The organism is Gluconobacter oxydans DSM 3504 (assembly GCF_000583855.1).
Lineage (GTDB): Bacteria > Pseudomonadota > Alphaproteobacteria > Acetobacterales > Acetobacteraceae > Gluconobacter > Gluconobacter oxydans.
The window spans coordinates 2,029,218-2,045,850 of sequence record NZ_CP004373.1; the positions used below are offsets into that span (position 1 = coordinate 2,029,218).

Below are 16,633 nucleotides of genomic sequence, written 5' to 3' on the forward strand. Positions count from 1 at the left end.
CGGGTAGCGTCACAGAGCCGATATCCCCATGATGGCGCCATGTTAGGATATGAAACCTGCTATCCGGTAAACGGTTTCGGGTCTTACGAACAGGAGTTTTGATCGTCATGACCGCAGTGAATGACACGCAGCTTCCAACCAGCGAATTCGCCTCGATGGCGCTGGACGGGGATTCCCTTGCCCAGCTTCAGTCGGTTCTCGAAAAGGTGGAACAGGGCCGCGGGGTTCTCGTGCGTCTTGCAGACCTGATGGGGGGTGCGGTCGGACAGGCTACGCGACTCGGTATGCAGGGACTCGGCCTGGCGCCGGCAGTGCAGGAGAAGTTCCACAACGCGGCTGAGATCGCCATCGAACGGGCGTTCAAAGTCGCCATACTGGGGATCGACAACGAGGCTCCCGCCGTCCGTGAACCCTGGCGTGAGAATGTGGGGCAGGCTGCCGTGGCCGTTTCGGGCGCGCTGGGTGGTTTCGGCGGAATCTTCGGTCTGGCGCCGGATGTGGGCTTCACGACGCTGACCATCATGCGCGAGATCGCACGCATTGCCCGCGAGGAAGGCGAAGACCTGCGTAACGAAGATACGCGCCGGGCCTGTCTGGAAGTCTTTGCGCTGCGCAGCTTCCCTGCACGGCAGAGCGAAGATGAGAGCGAACTCGGATTTTTCTCGGCGCGGGCACTGCTGCGCGGACGACCGATCGTCATGCTGATGGCGGAAGTGGCGTCGCATTACGGAATTGGCCTGTCGCGCAAATTCGCGTTGCAGATGGTGCCGGTGGCAGGTGCGCTGTGTGGTGCGTCGCTCAATGCGGCATTCCTCGCGCATTACCGCGCGCTGGCCCGGGCCCATTTCACGATCCGCCGTCTGGAACGGACGCATGGGCTGGCCGTTAAGGAAGCGGCTGCCGACCTGCGCGCAGGGGGAACGGGCACATCTGAAACATTCTCCTGATTTTCAGGAGCTTCCGGGGAAAAGCCCATGCCGATCGGTCTTGTCTGGCTTGGATGGACACTGGTGCTGGCGGTCGTCCAGCTTTTCCTCACCGCCGCCGCCTGCCGCCAGCAGGACGGTCTGCAATGGGCGAGCAGCAACCGCGACGGTGACCCGCCCCGTTACACGGGGATGGCGGCACGGCTGAAGCGGGCACAGGCCAATCTGGCGGAGACGCTGCCGATCTTCATCGGGGCGGTCCTGCTGGCCTGGGTCTCGGGTCGGTACAGCCCGCTGACGGGCTGGGGTGCGGGGATCTATTTTCTGGCGCGGACACTCTATGTGCCGGCCTACGCGTTTGGCTGGGGGCCGGTGCGCAGTCTGATCTGGGGTATCTCGATGGCCGGCCTGATCCTGGTGCTGATCAGTCTGCTGTGAAGGACGCTTCGGTCATGGACGGGGGTTCGACGCCTTCACGCATCATCCACAGATCCACGAGTGCGGAGATGACCAGACAGACGGCGCTGACCTTGGCCAGGGTCATCAGCAGGCCATGCGCTTCGGGCATTGCCAGACGCAGCGCGCCGAGAATGACGAGAATGATGGCATAGACGAAGGCAAGCGGCACTGGCGGTCTCCCTGACGATGGATCACCCTTACCATGCCCGCTGTCGGCACGGCCATGTTTTCCCGTGACGCCCCGGATCATGACACGAGCAAAGACTGTACCCTCATGGACGACATAACGCCGGATCTTCTGCTGCGGGCCTATGCCTCGGGGATCTTTCCCATGGCGCCTGACGCCGGGAGTACGGAACTCTCATGGTACCTGCCTGAAGAGCGTGGGATCATGCCGCTGAACGGGATGCATGTTCCAAAGAAGCTCATGCGGCTGGTGATGTCCGGCAAAATGACGGTGACGGCGGACCGGGCTTTCGATGAGGTCATGCTGGCCTGCGCGGAGCCTGCGCCGGGGCGGGAGACGACCTGGATCAGCGGCCGCATCCGCGCTCTTTACGGTGCGCTGCACCGGCAGGGAAACGCCCATTCCATCGAGGTCCGGGAAGGCGAAAAGCTGGTGGGCGGCCTGTATGGCGTGTCGCTGCGCGGGGCTTTTTTCGGCGAGAGCATGTTTTCGCGCGAACGTGATGCTTCTAAGGTGGCTCTGGTTCACCTTGTCGCAGGGTTGCGAAAGGGGCGGTTCACGCTGCTGGATACGCAATACACCACGCCTCATCTGACGGGGCTTGGCGGTATCGGAATTCCGGCGGCGGATTATCAGTCCCTGCTTCATCAGGCGCTGACCGTGCGCGCGGTCTGGCCTGACGATTTCAGCCTTCAGGCCCTGCGGGAATCCATTGCGTCCCTGCGTGTGCCTGCCGGGCGCCCGCCTGCCGGAGATCCGCCATGACTGTTTTCACGCGCCCCGCCCTCCTGTCTGCCGCGCCATTGGGGCTGCTGGCCGTCGGGCTGTGTCTGGTGACGCCGGCCCGGGCGGAGGATCATCCCCGCCTGACGCCGACGCGCGATGTCACGGTTGTTTATGAACTCACCACCCCATCCGCGCCGCCCAAGGCTGGGCCCAATACCGTCAAGGTGGCGTTCTCGGGGGCGGGCGATCTGCTGCGGATTGATTCGCAGGACGGCAATGGCGTCACGATTCTCGACCGGCCGGGGCAGCAGGTGACGCTCGTGATGATGAAGCAGCAGGTCTATACGCGCCTGCATCCCAGCCACGGCCTGCATAATCCGTTCATGCTCGATCTGGACATGCAGTACACGCCGGCAGGGCATGAAACCGTGGCGGGCGTGGCCTGTGAGCGCTGGGACATCCAGAGCAGCCATGGCAAGGCCAGCGCCTGCGTGACGGAAGACGGCGTCATTCTGGCTGAGAATGGCGTTGATGCAGATGGGGTGGAAGGATCGATCAAGGCACTTTCGGTGGCCTATCAGGATATTCCGTCCTCGACGTTCGAACCGCCAGCGGGATTCCATATTCTGGAGCCGAAGGCCCGCCCCGCCCATCAGAGTCAGGCGGGAAGTGCGACGCCGTCTCCCGTGCCGGAAACGTCAGGCAGCGACACGAAGACGACAATGCCCGAGGCGGCGTCTCCCGAGACGTCCGATTCCGATAGTCCCGTGATTGGCAGCCAGGACAGTCCGGCCCCGGCGACGACAACGCCTGGTCCCGAAGCGCCCTTGCCGGGGCAGTCTTCCCAGCCTGATACGACGCAGCCTTCCGTTTCCAATGATTCTTCGGGGGATGGCTCGGTGTCTGCTCCCGATCAGCCGCCCAGCGGTCCTGCGGATGGAAATCACAAATGAGGCTGACGTTTTGGCGCGGCGCAGGTGGCGCGGCCTGTGTTCTTATGGCGGCGGTGTGCGCTTTCCCGGCGAAGGCGGATGTGCCGTCTGCTCCGGCACCCGCGCCGGAGCCGGGTTCGGCCCCGCTGGTCACGCCGCTGCATGACGCCGATATCGATTACGTCCTGACCGGTCCGTCCGGGCAGCGCCTGCACCAGCGCATGCGCTGGACGTCCTCGCTGTGGCGACAGCGGGTCGAGCCGGAAGGATCGGCGACTGTGATGCTGACGGATTACCGCACGCATACGCTGATGGTGCTGGATGGCACGAACCATACCGCGACTGTCATGTCCGCGCCGGGGGAAGGTTTTTCCGTGCCCGGCACGCCGGCATCCGGCTCATGGCGCAGGCTGGGGCAGGGCAGGATCGCGGGGGAAGCCTGCACGATCTGGGAAAGCGCGGACAGCGACCGTCACCCGACCACATTCTGTTACACGGATGACGGCCTGATGCTCGGGGCGGTCCATGATGGCAAGCCGGTCGTGGAGGCGGTGTCCGTCAGCCACGCGCCGCAGCCCGTCGAGATTTTCGACCCGCCGCCGGGCTATCACCGCGTCGATCCGGCACACTGAGGCCGTGGGGTGAGAGCGGGGCAGGGCGCTGTTACAATTTGTCCGCCTCCTGCCATGATTGGCGCCTCTTGCTGCCATTTTCAGCGGGCATGATCTTTCTCATGGACGGAAAAGACCCCTTTCATCCGGGGCTTTCCGGTCCACGTGTTTCGAGGAGAAAGATGCCATGCGTCGCATCACACGTGCAGTTCTTATGGCCGCTCCCCTGCTGATCGGTTCTGCCATCGTCCCGAATGTTCTGGTGCCGCAGGCCCAGGCTCACTGGCATGGCGGCGGTCGCGGTCCTGGTCCCGGTTATGGCGGTCCGCGTGGCGGCTGGCATGGGGGCTACCGCGATCATTCCGGCGCCATTGTGGGCGGGATCCTTGGCGGTCTGGCTCTGGGTGCCGTAGGTGGCGCGCTTCTGGCGCAGCCTTATGCCGCCCCTCCGCCGCCCCCGCCGCAGGTGGTCTATGCGCCGCCGGCAGTCGTTTATGCCCCGCAGCCGCAGGTTGTTTACGGACCGCCGCCGGGTCCGGCCTATCCGGGGATGTATCGGGGTTACTGATCTCGGCAAACTGAACGCTTTGTGTCCGCTTTGCCTTGATCGGACCGGAAGGGTGAGGCAATCATGCCCGTCATGACAGCTTCTTCCCCCAGAACGGACCTTCAGCCGGGTGACCGGGCGCCGGACTTCACGCTTTCCGCCTCGGGCGGACGCACGGTCAGCAGTGCGGAGCTGAAGGGGAAGCCCTATCTGCTCTATTTCTATCCAAAGGCCGATACGCCGGGCTGCACCACGCAGGCCTGTGGCCTTCAGGAGGTTCTGCCGAAGTTTGAGGCCGATGGTCTGACCATCATTGGCGTCAGTCCCGATCCGGTGGCGAAAATTGAAAAATTCGCCACCAAATACGGGCTTCAGTTCCCGCTGGCCTCGGATGAGGACCATGCCGTCGCCGAGGCTTACGGAACATGGGTTGAGAAATCCATGTATGGCCGGACCTATATGGGAATGGAGCGCAGCTCCTTCCTGGTGGACGGGCAGGGCATCATCCGGAATGTGTGGCGCAAGGTGAAGCCTGCGACCCATGCGGCCCTGGTGGCTGAAGCGTTCCGGGATCTCTCTTCGGGGGCCTGAGGGCTTCCTCCACAAACTTTTACGAGGGAGACAGGCCGGAAACGCGCCGATGACCGTCTATGGCCGTCCCCGACTTCCCGCGCCCTCCCCGCAGGCGTTTCCGTCCTTTCTGCCCGGGACCACAGTTTCCCCGCCATCTGCATATCGCACGCTGGGCGGCGCTGGTCTGCGTCACGCCCATCGCGCTCGTCGCTGCCGCGGGAAGTGTCTTCCTGTGGGAGCTGGCGCATGGTCCAGTGGATATCACGCGCGTCTCGCATCTTGTGGAGCCTGTTTCCATCGCGGCGGGCAAGCGTCCCGGACATCCGGCCGGCCGTCTGAGCTGGGATACGCTGCGTATCCAGTGGCAGCCTGCTGCGGGCGGTGTTCCCGCCGGGCTGGTGCTGATGGCGCGCGGGCTCAAAGTCACCCGCTTCGATAATCTGATCGCCGAACGTGCCGAAGAGGCCGACGCCGTTCTGTCGCTGAGCGCGCTGTTCGAGGGCGTGATCGCGCCCCGGACCCTGCGGCTTGAAAATGCCACCCTGGCCCTGCGCCGTCTACCCGATGGCGATGTGGACATGGATCTGCCAGAGCAGAAGCGCGGTGGGCGTGGTGTTCCGACACGGCTCGATCGTCTCCGCGCGGTTGATGTTCATAACGTCGCCATTACGCTTGCCGGTCTGCCTCAGGACCGGATCGCCGTGATCGGGCCGGTCGAGATGCAGGCGCGCCGCATCCGGGTGGCGCCGCATTCGCCGGATTTCGTCTGGACGGGAACGGCCCGGACGATGGTTATGCTCGACGGGTTCCGCACGACACTGACGGCGCAGGCCAGGCAGGTCGGGAATACGGGCAGGCTGCATCTGGGCAGCACGCCGTTCGAACCTGCGGCGCTTGGCGTTTTCAGCCCGCTGGCGGCGGACTGGCATGTTCCGGTGTCGGTCGGGGCGGATGCGGTCTTTGTGCCGCATGGCATGGACGAGCAGCCGTCGGAGCTGACGCTGAACCTGTCGCTGGGCGACGGACAGGTTTTCCAGAAAACGGCCGATCCAATTCATCTCCATGCCGGACAGGCGAGCGTGAATCTGCGGATGGATCGCCCGGGTCTGGACGGGGGCGCTACGGTTTCGGTGCCGTCTGCCGGGCTGGATGTGGCGGATAATGCGGGTGCGCTGACGCATGTTCATGCCTCGGCCAGCCTGAGGCTGGACAGTCTGCGCCAGCCAAAGGTGATGGACGGGGACGCCGAAGCCGGGCTGGACGGGGTGCGCTTTGCGACGCTGGGCTCCATCTGGCCGGCCAGCATCATCAAGGGCGGCCGGCGCTGGATTTCTAGGAACATCACCGACGGCACGGGGCGGGATCTTGAGGTCAAAGCCCATTTGCATGGCGATCACGGGCCGGACAGCATCCTGCCGGTCTCGGTTCAGGGGCAGTTGACGGGGCGCGGGCTGACGGTGAACTGGCTGAGGCCGGTTCCGCCCGCGACGGGCCTGGATGCGTCCCTGCATTTCGACGGGCCGGAAACGCTCGTGATTGATCTGAGTCGGGGTGTCCAGCCCACGGGCGTGAAGGAGAATGTGCTTCTTCCGGACGGGGAGATCCGGATTGGCGATCTGTATGCCAAGGATCAGACCGGCGATATTTCCACGCATCTGACGGGGCCTCTGGCGGGGTTCATGTCCGCGCTGGCGCATCCGCGGCTGCATCTTCTGGCGCGGCATCCGCTGCCGTTCACGCATCCGGACGGGATGGTGGATGCGCATGTGCGTCTGACGCTGCCGCTTGTTGCGCATATTCCGGACGGGGCGCTTCATGTCTGGACGCAGGCCACGTTCTCCGGCGTTCATCTGGGCAATGTGTTGATGGGGCAGCCGGTGGACGGGGCGTCGGGGAAGATGTCCGCGACCGAGGATGGGCTGGACCTGACGGGGGACGGACGGCTTGCGGGAATTCCCACGCATGTCGTGCTGCATGAGAACTTCCAGGGTGGGGCGCCGTCCCGGGTGTTGCAGACGATCGATGCGCGTTCGGTTCTGGACCCGCAATCCACCGCGAAGGCCCGGATTGCGCCGGGCGGGCTGTTTGACGGGCATGCGGTTCTGAATGCGCATTTCGTGCAGCAGGCCAATGAGATGTCCGATCTGAAGCTGTCGCTGGACATGGCGCAGGCGGCGCTGACGGTGCCGATTTGGGCCAAGCCGATGGGTGAGCCTGCGACGGCCATGGTGCATATCGGGTTCCAGAAAGGGCGGATGTCGGTTCTGGATGGATTGCAGGCGCATGGGACCGGGCTTTCCGTGGCGGGGCGCGGTGTGACCCGTGCGGGTAAGCTGACGGGGATTGTGCTTGAGGGCTTCCGGATCGGCCGGACGGAGGGCGATGCGCGCATTGCCCTGCCGCAGGCCGTGGATCAGCCGATTGGCGTGACGGTCGATGCCGATCCGCTGGATCTGGCACCGATGTTCGCGCCCCATCCGCCGACGGCGCCCGCTGCTGCGCCGCGGGGTGGTTCAGGCGAGAAGAGCGTCTCCATGGGGGACAGCTGGTCCATCAGCCTGAATGCGCCGCATGTCTATTATGGCCCCAAGGCGCAGGTCGGGGGTGTCGTCTCGCAGATTGAACTGCGGAACGGGCATTTGGCCTCGGGGCGGTTTGCGCTTGATGCGCCAACAAGGGTCCGGGCGGTTCTGGCCGATACGGGGCGCGAGCATCCGTTCGTGCTTGATATCGACAATCTGGGGACGCTGCTTGAAGGTCTGGGTCTGTATGACCGTATCCGGGGCGGGCAGACGCATCTGGACGGGGTGTTCACGCCGGACGAGACGACCGTGCGGAAGGTGCCGGAAGGGCGGAATACGAAATCAGCCGGGTTGTGGGGCGGGCTGCCGCCGTTCCGTGGGCATGTGGAAATGGGGCCGTCGCAGTTCCTGCGGCCGCCTCTGACGCTGACGGCGGTATCGGACCTGTCCCCGCTGCACTGGCTGACCAATCATCTGGACCGGTTCGAGATCAGTCATCTGGCGACGCGTCTGAGCCTGGCGGGGAACCTGCTGGTGCTGCATGACGGGGTGATTGGCAATCAGGCGCTTGGGGCCACGATGGAAGGGCCGATCGACCTGACGACTTCTAAACTGAACCTGAACGGGACGATCGTCCCGCTGTTCGGGCTCAATGCGCTGCCAGGGCGGCTGCCGGTTCTGGGGCATCTGCTGTCTCCCGAGAAGGGGGGCGGGCTGCTGGCGGCGACGTTCGATCTGCACGGGACGGTCGAGAAGCCGGATCTGTCGGTCAATCCGCTGTCGATGCTGCTGCCGGGCGTGATGCGGCGCATCCTTCATTAAGTCGGCGGCCGGGGTTATGCTCCGGTAACGTGAGGCCGGGGATTTTCCTGACCGGCCGGGCTCCCCATATCCGGGGAGCAGACCTTCTGACGGGGCTTCGGGGAGCGGGAGACGCCAGTGACCGACATGACAGATCTTTTCGGCGGTGCTCCGGACGCGAACCGTGCGCAGGCTTCAGGCCGTGGCCCGTCCCGTACGCCGGAGAACATGCGGCAGCAACGTCCGATCGAGGCACCTCAGGTGCAGCGCCGGCCGCCATCGCGGACGCAGCCTCTGGCGGACCGTCTGCGGCCGAAGCGGCTGGAAGACGTGCGGGGGCAGGATCATCTGCTCGGGCCTGAGGGAACACTCACGCGGATGCTGGAGCGGGGCACGCTGTCCAGCCTGATCCTGTGGGGCGGTCCGGGATGCGGCAAGACGACGATTGCGCGGCTTCTGGCTGGGCGGGCCGGGCTGTTCTATTCGCAGATTTCGGCCGTTTTTTCCGGCGTTGCAGATCTGCGGCGGGCGTTTGAGGAAGCGGACAAGAAACAGGCCGCGACGGGTAAGGGGACGTTGCTGTTCGTTGACGAGATCCATCGTTTCAACCGGGCGCAGCAGGATGGGTTCCTGCCTTATGTGGAGCGCGGGACGGTGGTTCTGGTGGGCGCGACCACGGAGAACCCGTCTTTTGCGCTGAATGCTGCGCTGTTGTCGCGGTGTCAGGTTCTGGTGCTGAACCGGCTGGATGATGCGAGCCTTGAGAGCCTGCTGATCCATGCGGAAGAGGAAGTCGGCCGTCCTCTCCCGCTCGATCCGGAAGCGCGGGCCAGTCTGCGGGCCATGGCGGACGGGGACGGGCGGTATCTGCTGAATATGGTTGAGCAGCTTGTGGCGCTCGATCCATCAAAAGTGCTGACGCCGCGCGATCTGGCGGCGATCCTGTCGCGTCGGGCGATCCTGTATGACCGGGACAGGGAAGAGCATTACAATCTCATTTCCGCCCTGCACAAATCGCTGCGGGGCAGTGATCCGGATGCGGCCCTGTACTGGTTCGCGCGGATGCTGGAGGGCGGGGAGGACCCGCGTTATATCGCCCGGCGCCTGACGCGGTTTGCAGCCGAGGATGTGGGGCAGGCCGATCCGTCAGCGTTGCCGATGGCCGTGGCGGGATGGCAGACCTATGAACGTCTGGGCTCTCCGGAAGGGGAGCTGGCACTGGCGCAGGTCGTGGTGCATCTGGCGACCGCGCCAAAATCCAATGCAGTTTATACGGCCTATAAGGCGGCCCGGGCTCTGGCGCGCGATACCGGCAGCCTGATGCCGCCGTCGCATATCCTGAACGCCCCGACGTCCCTGATGAAGGATATTGGCTATGGCAAGGGCTATGAATACGACCACGACAGCGAGGACGCGTTTTCGGGTCAGAACTACTTTCCGGATGGGATGCCCAGAGCGTCCCTTTATCATCCCACGGACCGCGGACATGAGGGGCGTATCAGAAAACTTCTGGACATGCGGGCCGCCAAGAGGGCATCCCGCGAACCATGACAGTTACCAACCGCATCGTGACCGAGGATGAGGCCGATATTCGCCTCGACCGCTGGTTCAGACGTCACTACCCCAATCTGACGCAGGGCGCGCTCCAGAAACTGTGCCGCAAGGGACAGATCCGCGTGGAGGGAGGGCGTGTGCAGACCAACACGCGTCTGATCCCCGGACAGAGCGTCCGCATCCCGCCGCTGCCGGATGTGGACAAGCCCGCGCCCCTGCCGCCGCCTGATCCGATGCTGGCGCGCGAGATCAAGAAGATGGTGATCTACGAGGACGAGCATCTGCTGGTTCTCGACAAGCCATCGGGCCTTGCGACGCAGGGTGGCCCGGGCATTACCAAGCATGTGGACATGATGCTCGATGGTCTGCGGACCGAGGGCGGGGACCGGCCGCGTCTGGTGCATCGCATTGACCGTGACACGTCGGGCATTCTGCTGATTGCGCGCACGCCGGGTGTGGCGGCGAAGCTTGCGGCGGCGTTCCGTGGGCGCGATGTGGAAAAGACGTACTGGGCCGTGGTCGTCGGGCGGCCCTCACCAGAATCTGGCATTATCGATCAGCCGCTGGCGAAGATCGGTGCGGGTGGTGCGGCGCTGGTGATTGCGGCGTCGCGCGATGAGGAAGACGCGGCTTCGGCCAAGACGGAATATGAGACGCTCGATGCGGCGGGCAAGAAGCTGAGCTGGCTGAAGCTGTCTCCGCTGACCGGGCGGACGCATCAGCTTCGCGTGCATACCGAATCCATCGGCACGCCGATCCTTGGTGATCCGCGCTATGGCGGGAAGGCGGCGCATCCGGAAGGGTTCATCGACCGGCTGCATCTGCATGCGCGCCAGCTTGATATTCCGCATCCCGCAGGCGGGCGTCTGATCGTGACGGCACCTCTGCCGCCGCATATGCGCGAGACGTTCCGCACGCTGGGCTTCGTGCCGGGTGAGACGCCGGCGCCCAAGCGTGTCCGGGGTGGGAGTAGCAGCAAGGGCCGGGGGCCTGCGAAATGAAGAAGCTGACCGGCGTTCTGATTGCCGTCATCGTTGCCATTGTGGGTGTGAGTGTGGCCACGCATGTCCTGATCGATCAGGACGCGCTGCGCGAGCGTGTGGCTGTGGCGCTGAAGCACCAGACGGGGCTTATGATGCAGGTCCGTCATTCGTCGGTGCAGCTTCTGCCCTGGCCGGCGTTCGAGGCCTCCGACGTCGTGCTGACACGCGATGGGCAGACGCCGGTTCTCAAGGCTCATACGATCCATGCCGGGATCGCCGTTTTTGCCCTGCTGCACCGTGAGGTCCGGTTTCAGGATTTCGTGGTCGAGGGGGCGACGGTCAATCTTGTTCGCGGTCTGGACGGGCAGGCGAACTGGTCCCTGACGCCGGATCGTGAGAACGAGGATGCGTCCCTGCCGGTGCATGGTCAGAGCGGGCAGCGGATTCAGGCGCACTGGGATCTGTCGCTGGACGGGCTGCATGTCGCGCAGGCTGCGGTGATCTGGAACGACCGTCTGACCCGTACGAGCGGTTCGTTCGGTCTGGATGCGCTGGATCTGGCAGGGCTGCGCAGTTCCAGCCCTTGGATCAGCCTTCAGGGCCATCATGCGGGTACGCCGTTTACGCTCAAGGGACATGTGGGCAACCTGTCGCAGATCCGGGGCACCCAGCCTTGGGCGTTCAGCATCGGGACGACGCTGGGCGATGGGGAAAAGCGCGACTGGTTGAATCTGGACGGGCGGATCGGCAATCCGTCGAGGATGGAAAACGTGGTTCTGACGGCGCAGGGCGAGTGGCCCAATCTTCAGGACGCGCATCGTCTGTTCCCGCATGCCAATCTTCCGAATGTGCCGGCCCTTGGCGGCGATGTTGCGGTTCAGGGCAGTCCCGGTCCGCTGACGGATCTGGATGGGGATGCGCTGCTGCATCAGGTCCTGGGCAGCATGAATCCGATGCGGGTGCATCTGCATGCGGGTTGTGTCGCACTGCGGCAGGGTGTGTTGCGGAACCTGCACGTCGATGCGACAGGGCCGGATGCGGCCCTGACTGTCACGGCAGATACGCAGTGGCGGGATACGGCCTGGCATGTCGAAGGCGGGGCAGGAACGATGCAGCAGGCGCTTGCGGCCTGGCGCGACGGGCTGAAGACCGCTGTTCCGCTGACGGTGCAGCTGCGGAGCCAGACGACGCTTCTGTCCGGTGCGCCTTCGCTCAATGCGCAGGACAGTGTGCGTTTTGCTCTTTCGGGGACGATCGGTGCGGAGAACGGGCATCTTGTGGCGGAAGGGAGCGGCAAGACGCTCCATCTGCCGGGTGCGGTTCTGCATGACGTCAGTCTGCATGGCACGCTGGACGCGCAGGATCGCGAGAACCTGTCGCTCGACGGGTTGACCTTCGGCAGTCAGGAACTTTCCGTGGATGGGGCGCTCAAGCTGGTTCTGGGGCATGACGTTCCGCCGGTCCTGAGCGGAAATCTGCATACCGCGAAAATGGATCTGGATGTGCTCAAGGGGCTGTGGCTCCAGCCTGCGCAACCGGCTGCTCCGGCTGTTGCGCTCGCTGTTCCAGGTGTGCCCGCACCGAAGCCTGTGGCGCCGCAGAATGATGCTCCGGTTCCGGCTGTGAGCGATCATCCTTCGGCTGAGACGGCCGCTGTGGATCCGACACCGTCCTGGGTGAAGCGGTTGCGGGCGCAGGATGTGAACCTGCATCTGACGGCGGATCATGTCGTGTTTGCGGGGCGGGACTATACCGATATGGCGACGCGCCTGACGCTGTCGGGCGGCCATCTGCGTCTGGATCCGATTTCCGGTCAGGCGCAGGGATTGCCGCTGTCGGGCATGGCGGAACTGGATGCCAGTGCGCTTCCGGTGACGGGCAGCGTGACGTTCCAGCCGCTGATGCTTCCGGCCGGTCTGCTGGAGACGCAGCTTGGTATGCCGCTTCTGCTTCAGGGGCCGGTGCAGGTCGTGGGGCAGCTTTCGGCGAAGGGCAACAGTTCGCAGGAACTGCGGCAGTCGCTGGACGGGCATCTGGGCATTTCCATGGTGGATGGCCAGGTGCAGAGCGAACTGCTCGGCCAGATGGCAGGGTCTGCGGCCAGTGTGGTGCTCGGGAAAGGGGGGCGGTCGCTCCGCTGTCTGGGGCTGCACATGAGTATTGCGAACGACGTCGCCCATATCGACACGCTGGGGCTTCAGTCCGGGCGGTTCTCGACGTCGGGCAGCGGGACTGTTGGGCTTGGGACGCAGGCGCTGGATCTTCGCCTTCTGCCGGTGGTGGATTTTGAAGGAGCGGGTGCCTCAACACCGGTTGTGCTGACGGGTACGCTGGGCGCGCCGCATGTCGAGCAGGATCGTGATGCGGGTGGCAATTTCCATGTGACGATCGGCGGGGACAGCAATACGGCCGATCCCTGCACGGCACCGCTGGCTGCGGCGCGGGAAGGGCAGGCTGGTCCGGCTCCTTCGGCGGTCAAGGCGCATCATTCGAAGGCCGGGGATATCCTGCGGGCTCTGGGAGTTCTGCATTGAGTGGGCACAAGCGTTTCTGGAAAGCGGTTTCGGTCGTATCGGAGGACGGGCTGTTCCAGCCGCGTCTGGATGGCCGGCCGATCCGTCTGCCGCAGGGCCATGTTCTGGCTGTACGTTCCTCTGCGCTGGCTGAGGCCATTGCCGGGGAGTGGGGGCAGATTGCGGAAGGCGCGTCCTTCACGCCGGATTCTCTGCCTCTGACGCGGATGGCCGGGACGATGATCGAACGGATTGCGCCCGATCCGCAGGCTGCGCGGGACATGCTCCTCGGACTCGGGGTGGATGACGGGCTCTGCTACTGCGCAGACGGGATCGGGCCTGTTGCGGCACAGGTTTTCGCCTGGCTTTCGGGTTACGGGGGCCACCCGAATGTAACTGATGGTCTCATGCCGGTTGTGCAGCCCGAAGGGTACCGGGAAGCTCTGACGGGGCTTCTGGCGGCACGGGATGATCTGGAGCTTGCGGTTCTGGGCGTTCTGGCGCAGGCGACGGGCAGTCTGCTTCTGTCGCTGGCTGTCGTGGGAGGCGCTGTCAGCCTCGTGGATGCGGTGCTGTGGGCCAATAATGATGAAAAATCCCAGCTTGCGACCTGGGGGCAGGATGATGAACTCGTCCGCACGATGGAAAACCGCGAGAAGGACATTCTTGACGCGGGCATGTTCCTGACGCTCGGGCGGCAGGTTTCGATCTGAGAGGAAAATGCCCTGAATGGGGCATGATCTTGCCATATTCGGGGATCATTGAAGCTCCAGCCATGAGACAGAACGAGATGATTGGTGACTCGCCCCGGCCGGGGATCGGGCGCTATCTCCGGATCTGTCGAACACTGTGAGATTCGAGGAAGATATGTCCGTATCCGTTCGTAGGCCCCTGCTGCGCCACATGGGTACCCGTGTCGTGAAAACCTGCTCCATCGGAGCGTGGCTCTTTCTGGCCGCGACACCGCTGATCGTGGTCGTCTGCGCTATTCACGGCTGAGCCACTGCACAATCTAGGTATGAAAAAAGCCCGGCCTCCCTTTCAGGAGCGCCGGGCTTTTTCATGGTGCCAGGGCCGGAGCGTTCAATTCTGTGGGCTGACTGTGGGTTGGGGAAGGATCGGGGTTGCCCGGTCCGGAGCAGTCAGCCAGTTCTGCCAGAGTTCGTAGGTCCGCTCTTCCGTGAGTTTCAGGCGGCAGGACAGTTCCATGGATGTCCTGATCGTTCCGTCTGACCAGCGGCCTGCGACGGCCTTGCACTCTGCCTCACGGAAAGCCCTCCAGGCTGATTCGCCTTTGCGGAAATCCGCCTGTGTCCGGGCTGCGATGCCCGGGCCCTGCATCCGCCGCAGCGCCGCTTCCGTGTATCGCTTCAGTTGCAGCTCGGCCTGGGACAGGCGGGAGCTGAAGCAGGACTGGATTTCTGGCGTCGTTTTGCCGGAGCAGACCGGGGCCGCCAGTGCCGGCTGGGCCAGCAGCAGGGCCGTGACGCAACAGACGGGCAGGTGGCGGATCCTCATGGCGATGCTCCGGATATGGACAGTGAAACGAAGGTCAGGCTTCTCCGTTATCGGGAACCATAATGCTCACTGTGGCGGTGGCGGCAATCCCTTCTTCACGGCCGGTGAAGCCCAGACGCTCGGAAGTCGTGGCCTTGACCGAGATGCGGCTGACGCTAACCTTGAGAAGCTCGGCGAGGCGGTTGCGCATGGCTTCGGCGTGCGGGCCGATCTTGGGGCGTTCGCAGATCAGCGTGACGTCGGCGTTCACGAGGAAGCCGCCGCGCTCGCGGATGCGCTCACCGGCATGGACGAGGAAGCGGGCCGAATCCATGTCCTTCCATTCGTTGTCGGACGGCGGGAAATGGCGGCCGATATCGCCTTCGGCCAGCGCGCCGTAGATGGCGTCGCACAGCGTGTGGATGCCGACATCGGCGTCGGAATGTCCGGCGAGGCCCTTCGTATGGGGCACCTCAATGCCGCACAGGATCAGCTTGCGGCCTTCCTCGAAGGCATGGACGTCATAGCCCAGTCCGACGCGGGGCAGCAGGTTCCGGTCAATCACACCTTCAAGACGCATCAGGTCCTCCGCAACAGTCAGTTTGATATTGTCTTCCGACCCTTCGACGATTGCGACCGGATGGCCAGCCTGTTCAAGCAGGGCGGCATCATCAGTGCGGGCATCGCGCTGGGTGCGGTGAAGTTCGAGCAGGGTGCCGAAACGGAAACCCTGCGGGGTCTGGGCGCGCCACAGCCCGTCACGCGGGACGGTATCAACGATGATGCCGTCTTTGGCCTTCTTGATCGTGTCGATGACGGCGACGGCCGGGATCACGCCCTCATGGGTTTTCAGCGCGTTGATGACGTTCTGCACCACTTCGGCCGGGACGCAGGGGCGGGCACCGTCATGGACCAGCACCAGATCAGGCGGTTCGGGCAGTTTGGCGAGGGCTTCGAGGCCGTTGCGCACGCTGTCATGGCGTTCCGCGCCACCGCTGACGGGGGGCAGGATGTCCAGTCCTTCGAGGCTGTCGGCCAGCAGGGGATCATCCCCGACCGGCAGGAGCACGTCCACATGCGGCAGGAGGGCTTCGGCAGCGCGGCGGATGACGGGTTTGCCCCGCAGCATCCGGAACTGCTTGGAAGAATTGTCCCCGCTCTGCGAGGAGGCGTCAAAGCGCCGGCCACGACCGGCAGCAAGAAGAAGGGCAGCGATACGCATGGGGGAGGAATGGGCCGGGATGGCGGGAACGTCAAGCTTGTGTGACTGTTCCTCTACCTGTCCATGCGGCCCACCCACGGCCGGTCAGTGCACCAGTGTGCTGTCGTGGGGGCTGTCGAGGCTGAAGACCGGGATGCTGACGTCGAAGCGGTGGCCCGAGCGGGGCTCGACCATGTGGTAGGTGCCGCGCATGAAGCCGGTCGGCGTCGTGAGCATGGCGCCGGACGTATAGTCGAACTGTTCCTGCGGGCCGATCACCGGCTGTTCGCCGACAACGCCATCGCCGTGGACATGTTCTTTCCGTCCAAGGCCGTCCACGATTTCCCAGGAGCGGGAGAGAAGCTGGAACGTGTCTTTCCGCTCGTTCTCGATGCTGATGTGATAGGCCCAGGCGTATTGATGGTCTTCGGGATGAGACTGGTCGTCCAGCCAGAAGGTCCGGACCGTGACCGTCACGTCGTCCGTGGTTTCGCTGAAGCGGGGGGCACTTTCCATGGCTTCGGCGAGTGCCGTCTCGGGATCGGCGTGCAGATGGGGGTGGGATGACTTGTCAGGCATGACGCCATTGTAAAGCCATCCC

At 64.4% G+C, this 16,633-nt stretch carries 17 protein-coding genes; 13 read left to right on the plus strand and 4 right to left on the minus strand.

Features of this window, described 5'->3' with window-relative positions; genetic code table 11:
* Window positions 1–107: 107 nt before the first annotated feature.
* Both GLS_RS08945 and GLS_RS08950 read left to right on the plus strand, forming a co-directional pair.
* The gene (locus GLS_RS08945; protein WP_011253178.1) at window positions 108–947 is read left to right on the plus strand and encodes an EcsC family protein; all 840 of its coding nucleotides are present in this window, start codon (window positions 108–110) and stop codon (window positions 945–947) included.
* A 27-nt stretch (window positions 948–974) separates the two neighbouring features.
* Window positions 975–1,364, plus strand: coding sequence for an MAPEG family protein (locus GLS_RS08950; RefSeq protein ID WP_041111961.1), 390 nt, complete (start codon window positions 975–977; stop codon window positions 1,362–1,364).
* On the opposite strand, the gene GLS_RS08955 is transcribed toward GLS_RS08950, so the two are convergent.
* Entirely contained in the window at window positions 1,351–1,554 is a 204-nt protein-coding gene (locus tag GLS_RS08955; RefSeq protein WP_034954040.1) for a hypothetical protein, read from the minus strand. The two genes, GLS_RS08950 and GLS_RS08955, sit on opposite strands and share 14 nt — an antisense overlap.
* Before the next feature lie 105 nt (window positions 1,555–1,659).
* Here GLS_RS08955 and aat point away from each other — a divergent pair, with 105 nt between their 5' ends.
* From aat to GLS_RS13580, 11 genes are all read left to right on the plus strand, one after another.
* Window positions 1,660–2,337 (plus strand): leucyl/phenylalanyl-tRNA--protein transferase, encoded by a 678-nt coding sequence (aat, locus tag GLS_RS08960; protein ID WP_041112815.1) that lies wholly within the window; start codon window positions 1,660–1,662, stop codon window positions 2,335–2,337.
* On the plus strand, window positions 2,334–3,251 hold the full coding sequence (locus GLS_RS08965; RefSeq protein WP_041111962.1) for a hypothetical protein: 918 nt from the start codon (window positions 2,334–2,336) through the stop codon (window positions 3,249–3,251). Before aat ends, GLS_RS08965 begins: the two co-directional genes overlap by 4 nt.
* Window positions 3,248–3,862 carry a hypothetical protein gene (locus GLS_RS08970; protein WP_041111963.1) on the plus strand — a complete coding sequence of 205 codons (615 nt, stop codon included), beginning with the start codon at window positions 3,248–3,250 and terminating at the stop codon, window positions 3,860–3,862. The genes GLS_RS08965 and GLS_RS08970 overlap by 4 nt, the downstream gene beginning before the upstream one ends.
* A 166-nt stretch (window positions 3,863–4,028) precedes the next feature.
* Window positions 4,029–4,409, plus strand: coding sequence for a hypothetical protein (locus tag GLS_RS08975; protein WP_041111964.1), 381 nt, complete (start codon window positions 4,029–4,031; stop codon window positions 4,407–4,409).
* 63 nt (window positions 4,410–4,472) lie between these two features.
* Complete coding sequence (gene bcp / locus GLS_RS08980) at window positions 4,473–4,979, plus strand: thioredoxin-dependent thiol peroxidase (RefSeq protein ID WP_148295916.1); 507 nt, start codon at window positions 4,473–4,475, stop codon at window positions 4,977–4,979.
* A 59-nt stretch (window positions 4,980–5,038) separates the two neighbouring features.
* Window positions 5,039–8,305: a YhdP family protein gene (locus GLS_RS08985; protein WP_041111965.1), complete on the plus strand. Its 3,267-nt coding sequence runs from the start codon at window positions 5,039–5,041 to the stop codon at window positions 8,303–8,305.
* 126 nt (window positions 8,306–8,431) lie between these two features.
* Window positions 8,432–9,835, plus strand: coding sequence for a replication-associated recombination protein A (locus tag GLS_RS08990; RefSeq protein ID WP_148295917.1), 1,404 nt, complete (start codon window positions 8,432–8,434; stop codon window positions 9,833–9,835).
* On the plus strand, window positions 9,832–10,839 hold the full coding sequence (locus tag GLS_RS08995; protein ID WP_041111967.1) for an RluA family pseudouridine synthase: 1,008 nt from the start codon (window positions 9,832–9,834) through the stop codon (window positions 10,837–10,839). The genes GLS_RS08990 and GLS_RS08995 overlap by 4 nt, the downstream gene beginning before the upstream one ends.
* Entirely contained in the window at window positions 10,836–13,355 is a 2,520-nt protein-coding gene (locus GLS_RS09000) for an AsmA family protein (RefSeq protein ID WP_041111968.1), read from the plus strand. Before GLS_RS08995 ends, GLS_RS09000 begins: the two co-directional genes overlap by 4 nt.
* A complete protein-coding gene (locus GLS_RS09005) occupies window positions 13,352–14,047 on the plus strand; it encodes an ATP12 family protein (protein ID WP_041111969.1) in 696 nt (231 codons plus the stop codon). The genes GLS_RS09000 and GLS_RS09005 overlap by 4 nt, the downstream gene beginning before the upstream one ends.
* Window positions 14,048–14,201: 154 nt before the next feature.
* Window positions 14,202–14,333, plus strand: coding sequence for a hypothetical protein (locus GLS_RS13580; RefSeq protein WP_255314061.1), 132 nt, complete (start codon window positions 14,202–14,204; stop codon window positions 14,331–14,333).
* A gap of 84 nt (window positions 14,334–14,417) precedes the next feature.
* Here the strand turns inward: GLS_RS13580 and GLS_RS09010 are convergent, their stop codons facing one another.
* The 3 genes from GLS_RS09010 to apaG form a co-directional block, all read right to left on the minus strand.
* Window positions 14,418–14,852, minus strand: a complete 435-nt coding sequence (locus GLS_RS09010; protein WP_041111970.1) for a lysozyme inhibitor LprI family protein — start codon at window positions 14,850–14,852, stop codon at window positions 14,418–14,420.
* Between the two features lie 34 nt (window positions 14,853–14,886).
* Window positions 14,887–16,053, minus strand: a complete 1,167-nt coding sequence (locus GLS_RS09015) for a bifunctional 2-C-methyl-D-erythritol 4-phosphate cytidylyltransferase/2-C-methyl-D-erythritol 2,4-cyclodiphosphate synthase (RefSeq protein WP_041112817.1) — start codon at window positions 16,051–16,053, stop codon at window positions 14,887–14,889.
* Between the two features lie 84 nt (window positions 16,054–16,137).
* Window positions 16,138–16,611, minus strand: coding sequence for a Co2+/Mg2+ efflux protein ApaG (gene apaG, locus GLS_RS09020; protein ID WP_041111971.1), 474 nt, complete (start codon window positions 16,609–16,611; stop codon window positions 16,138–16,140).
* Window positions 16,612–16,633: the final 22 nt, after the last annotated feature.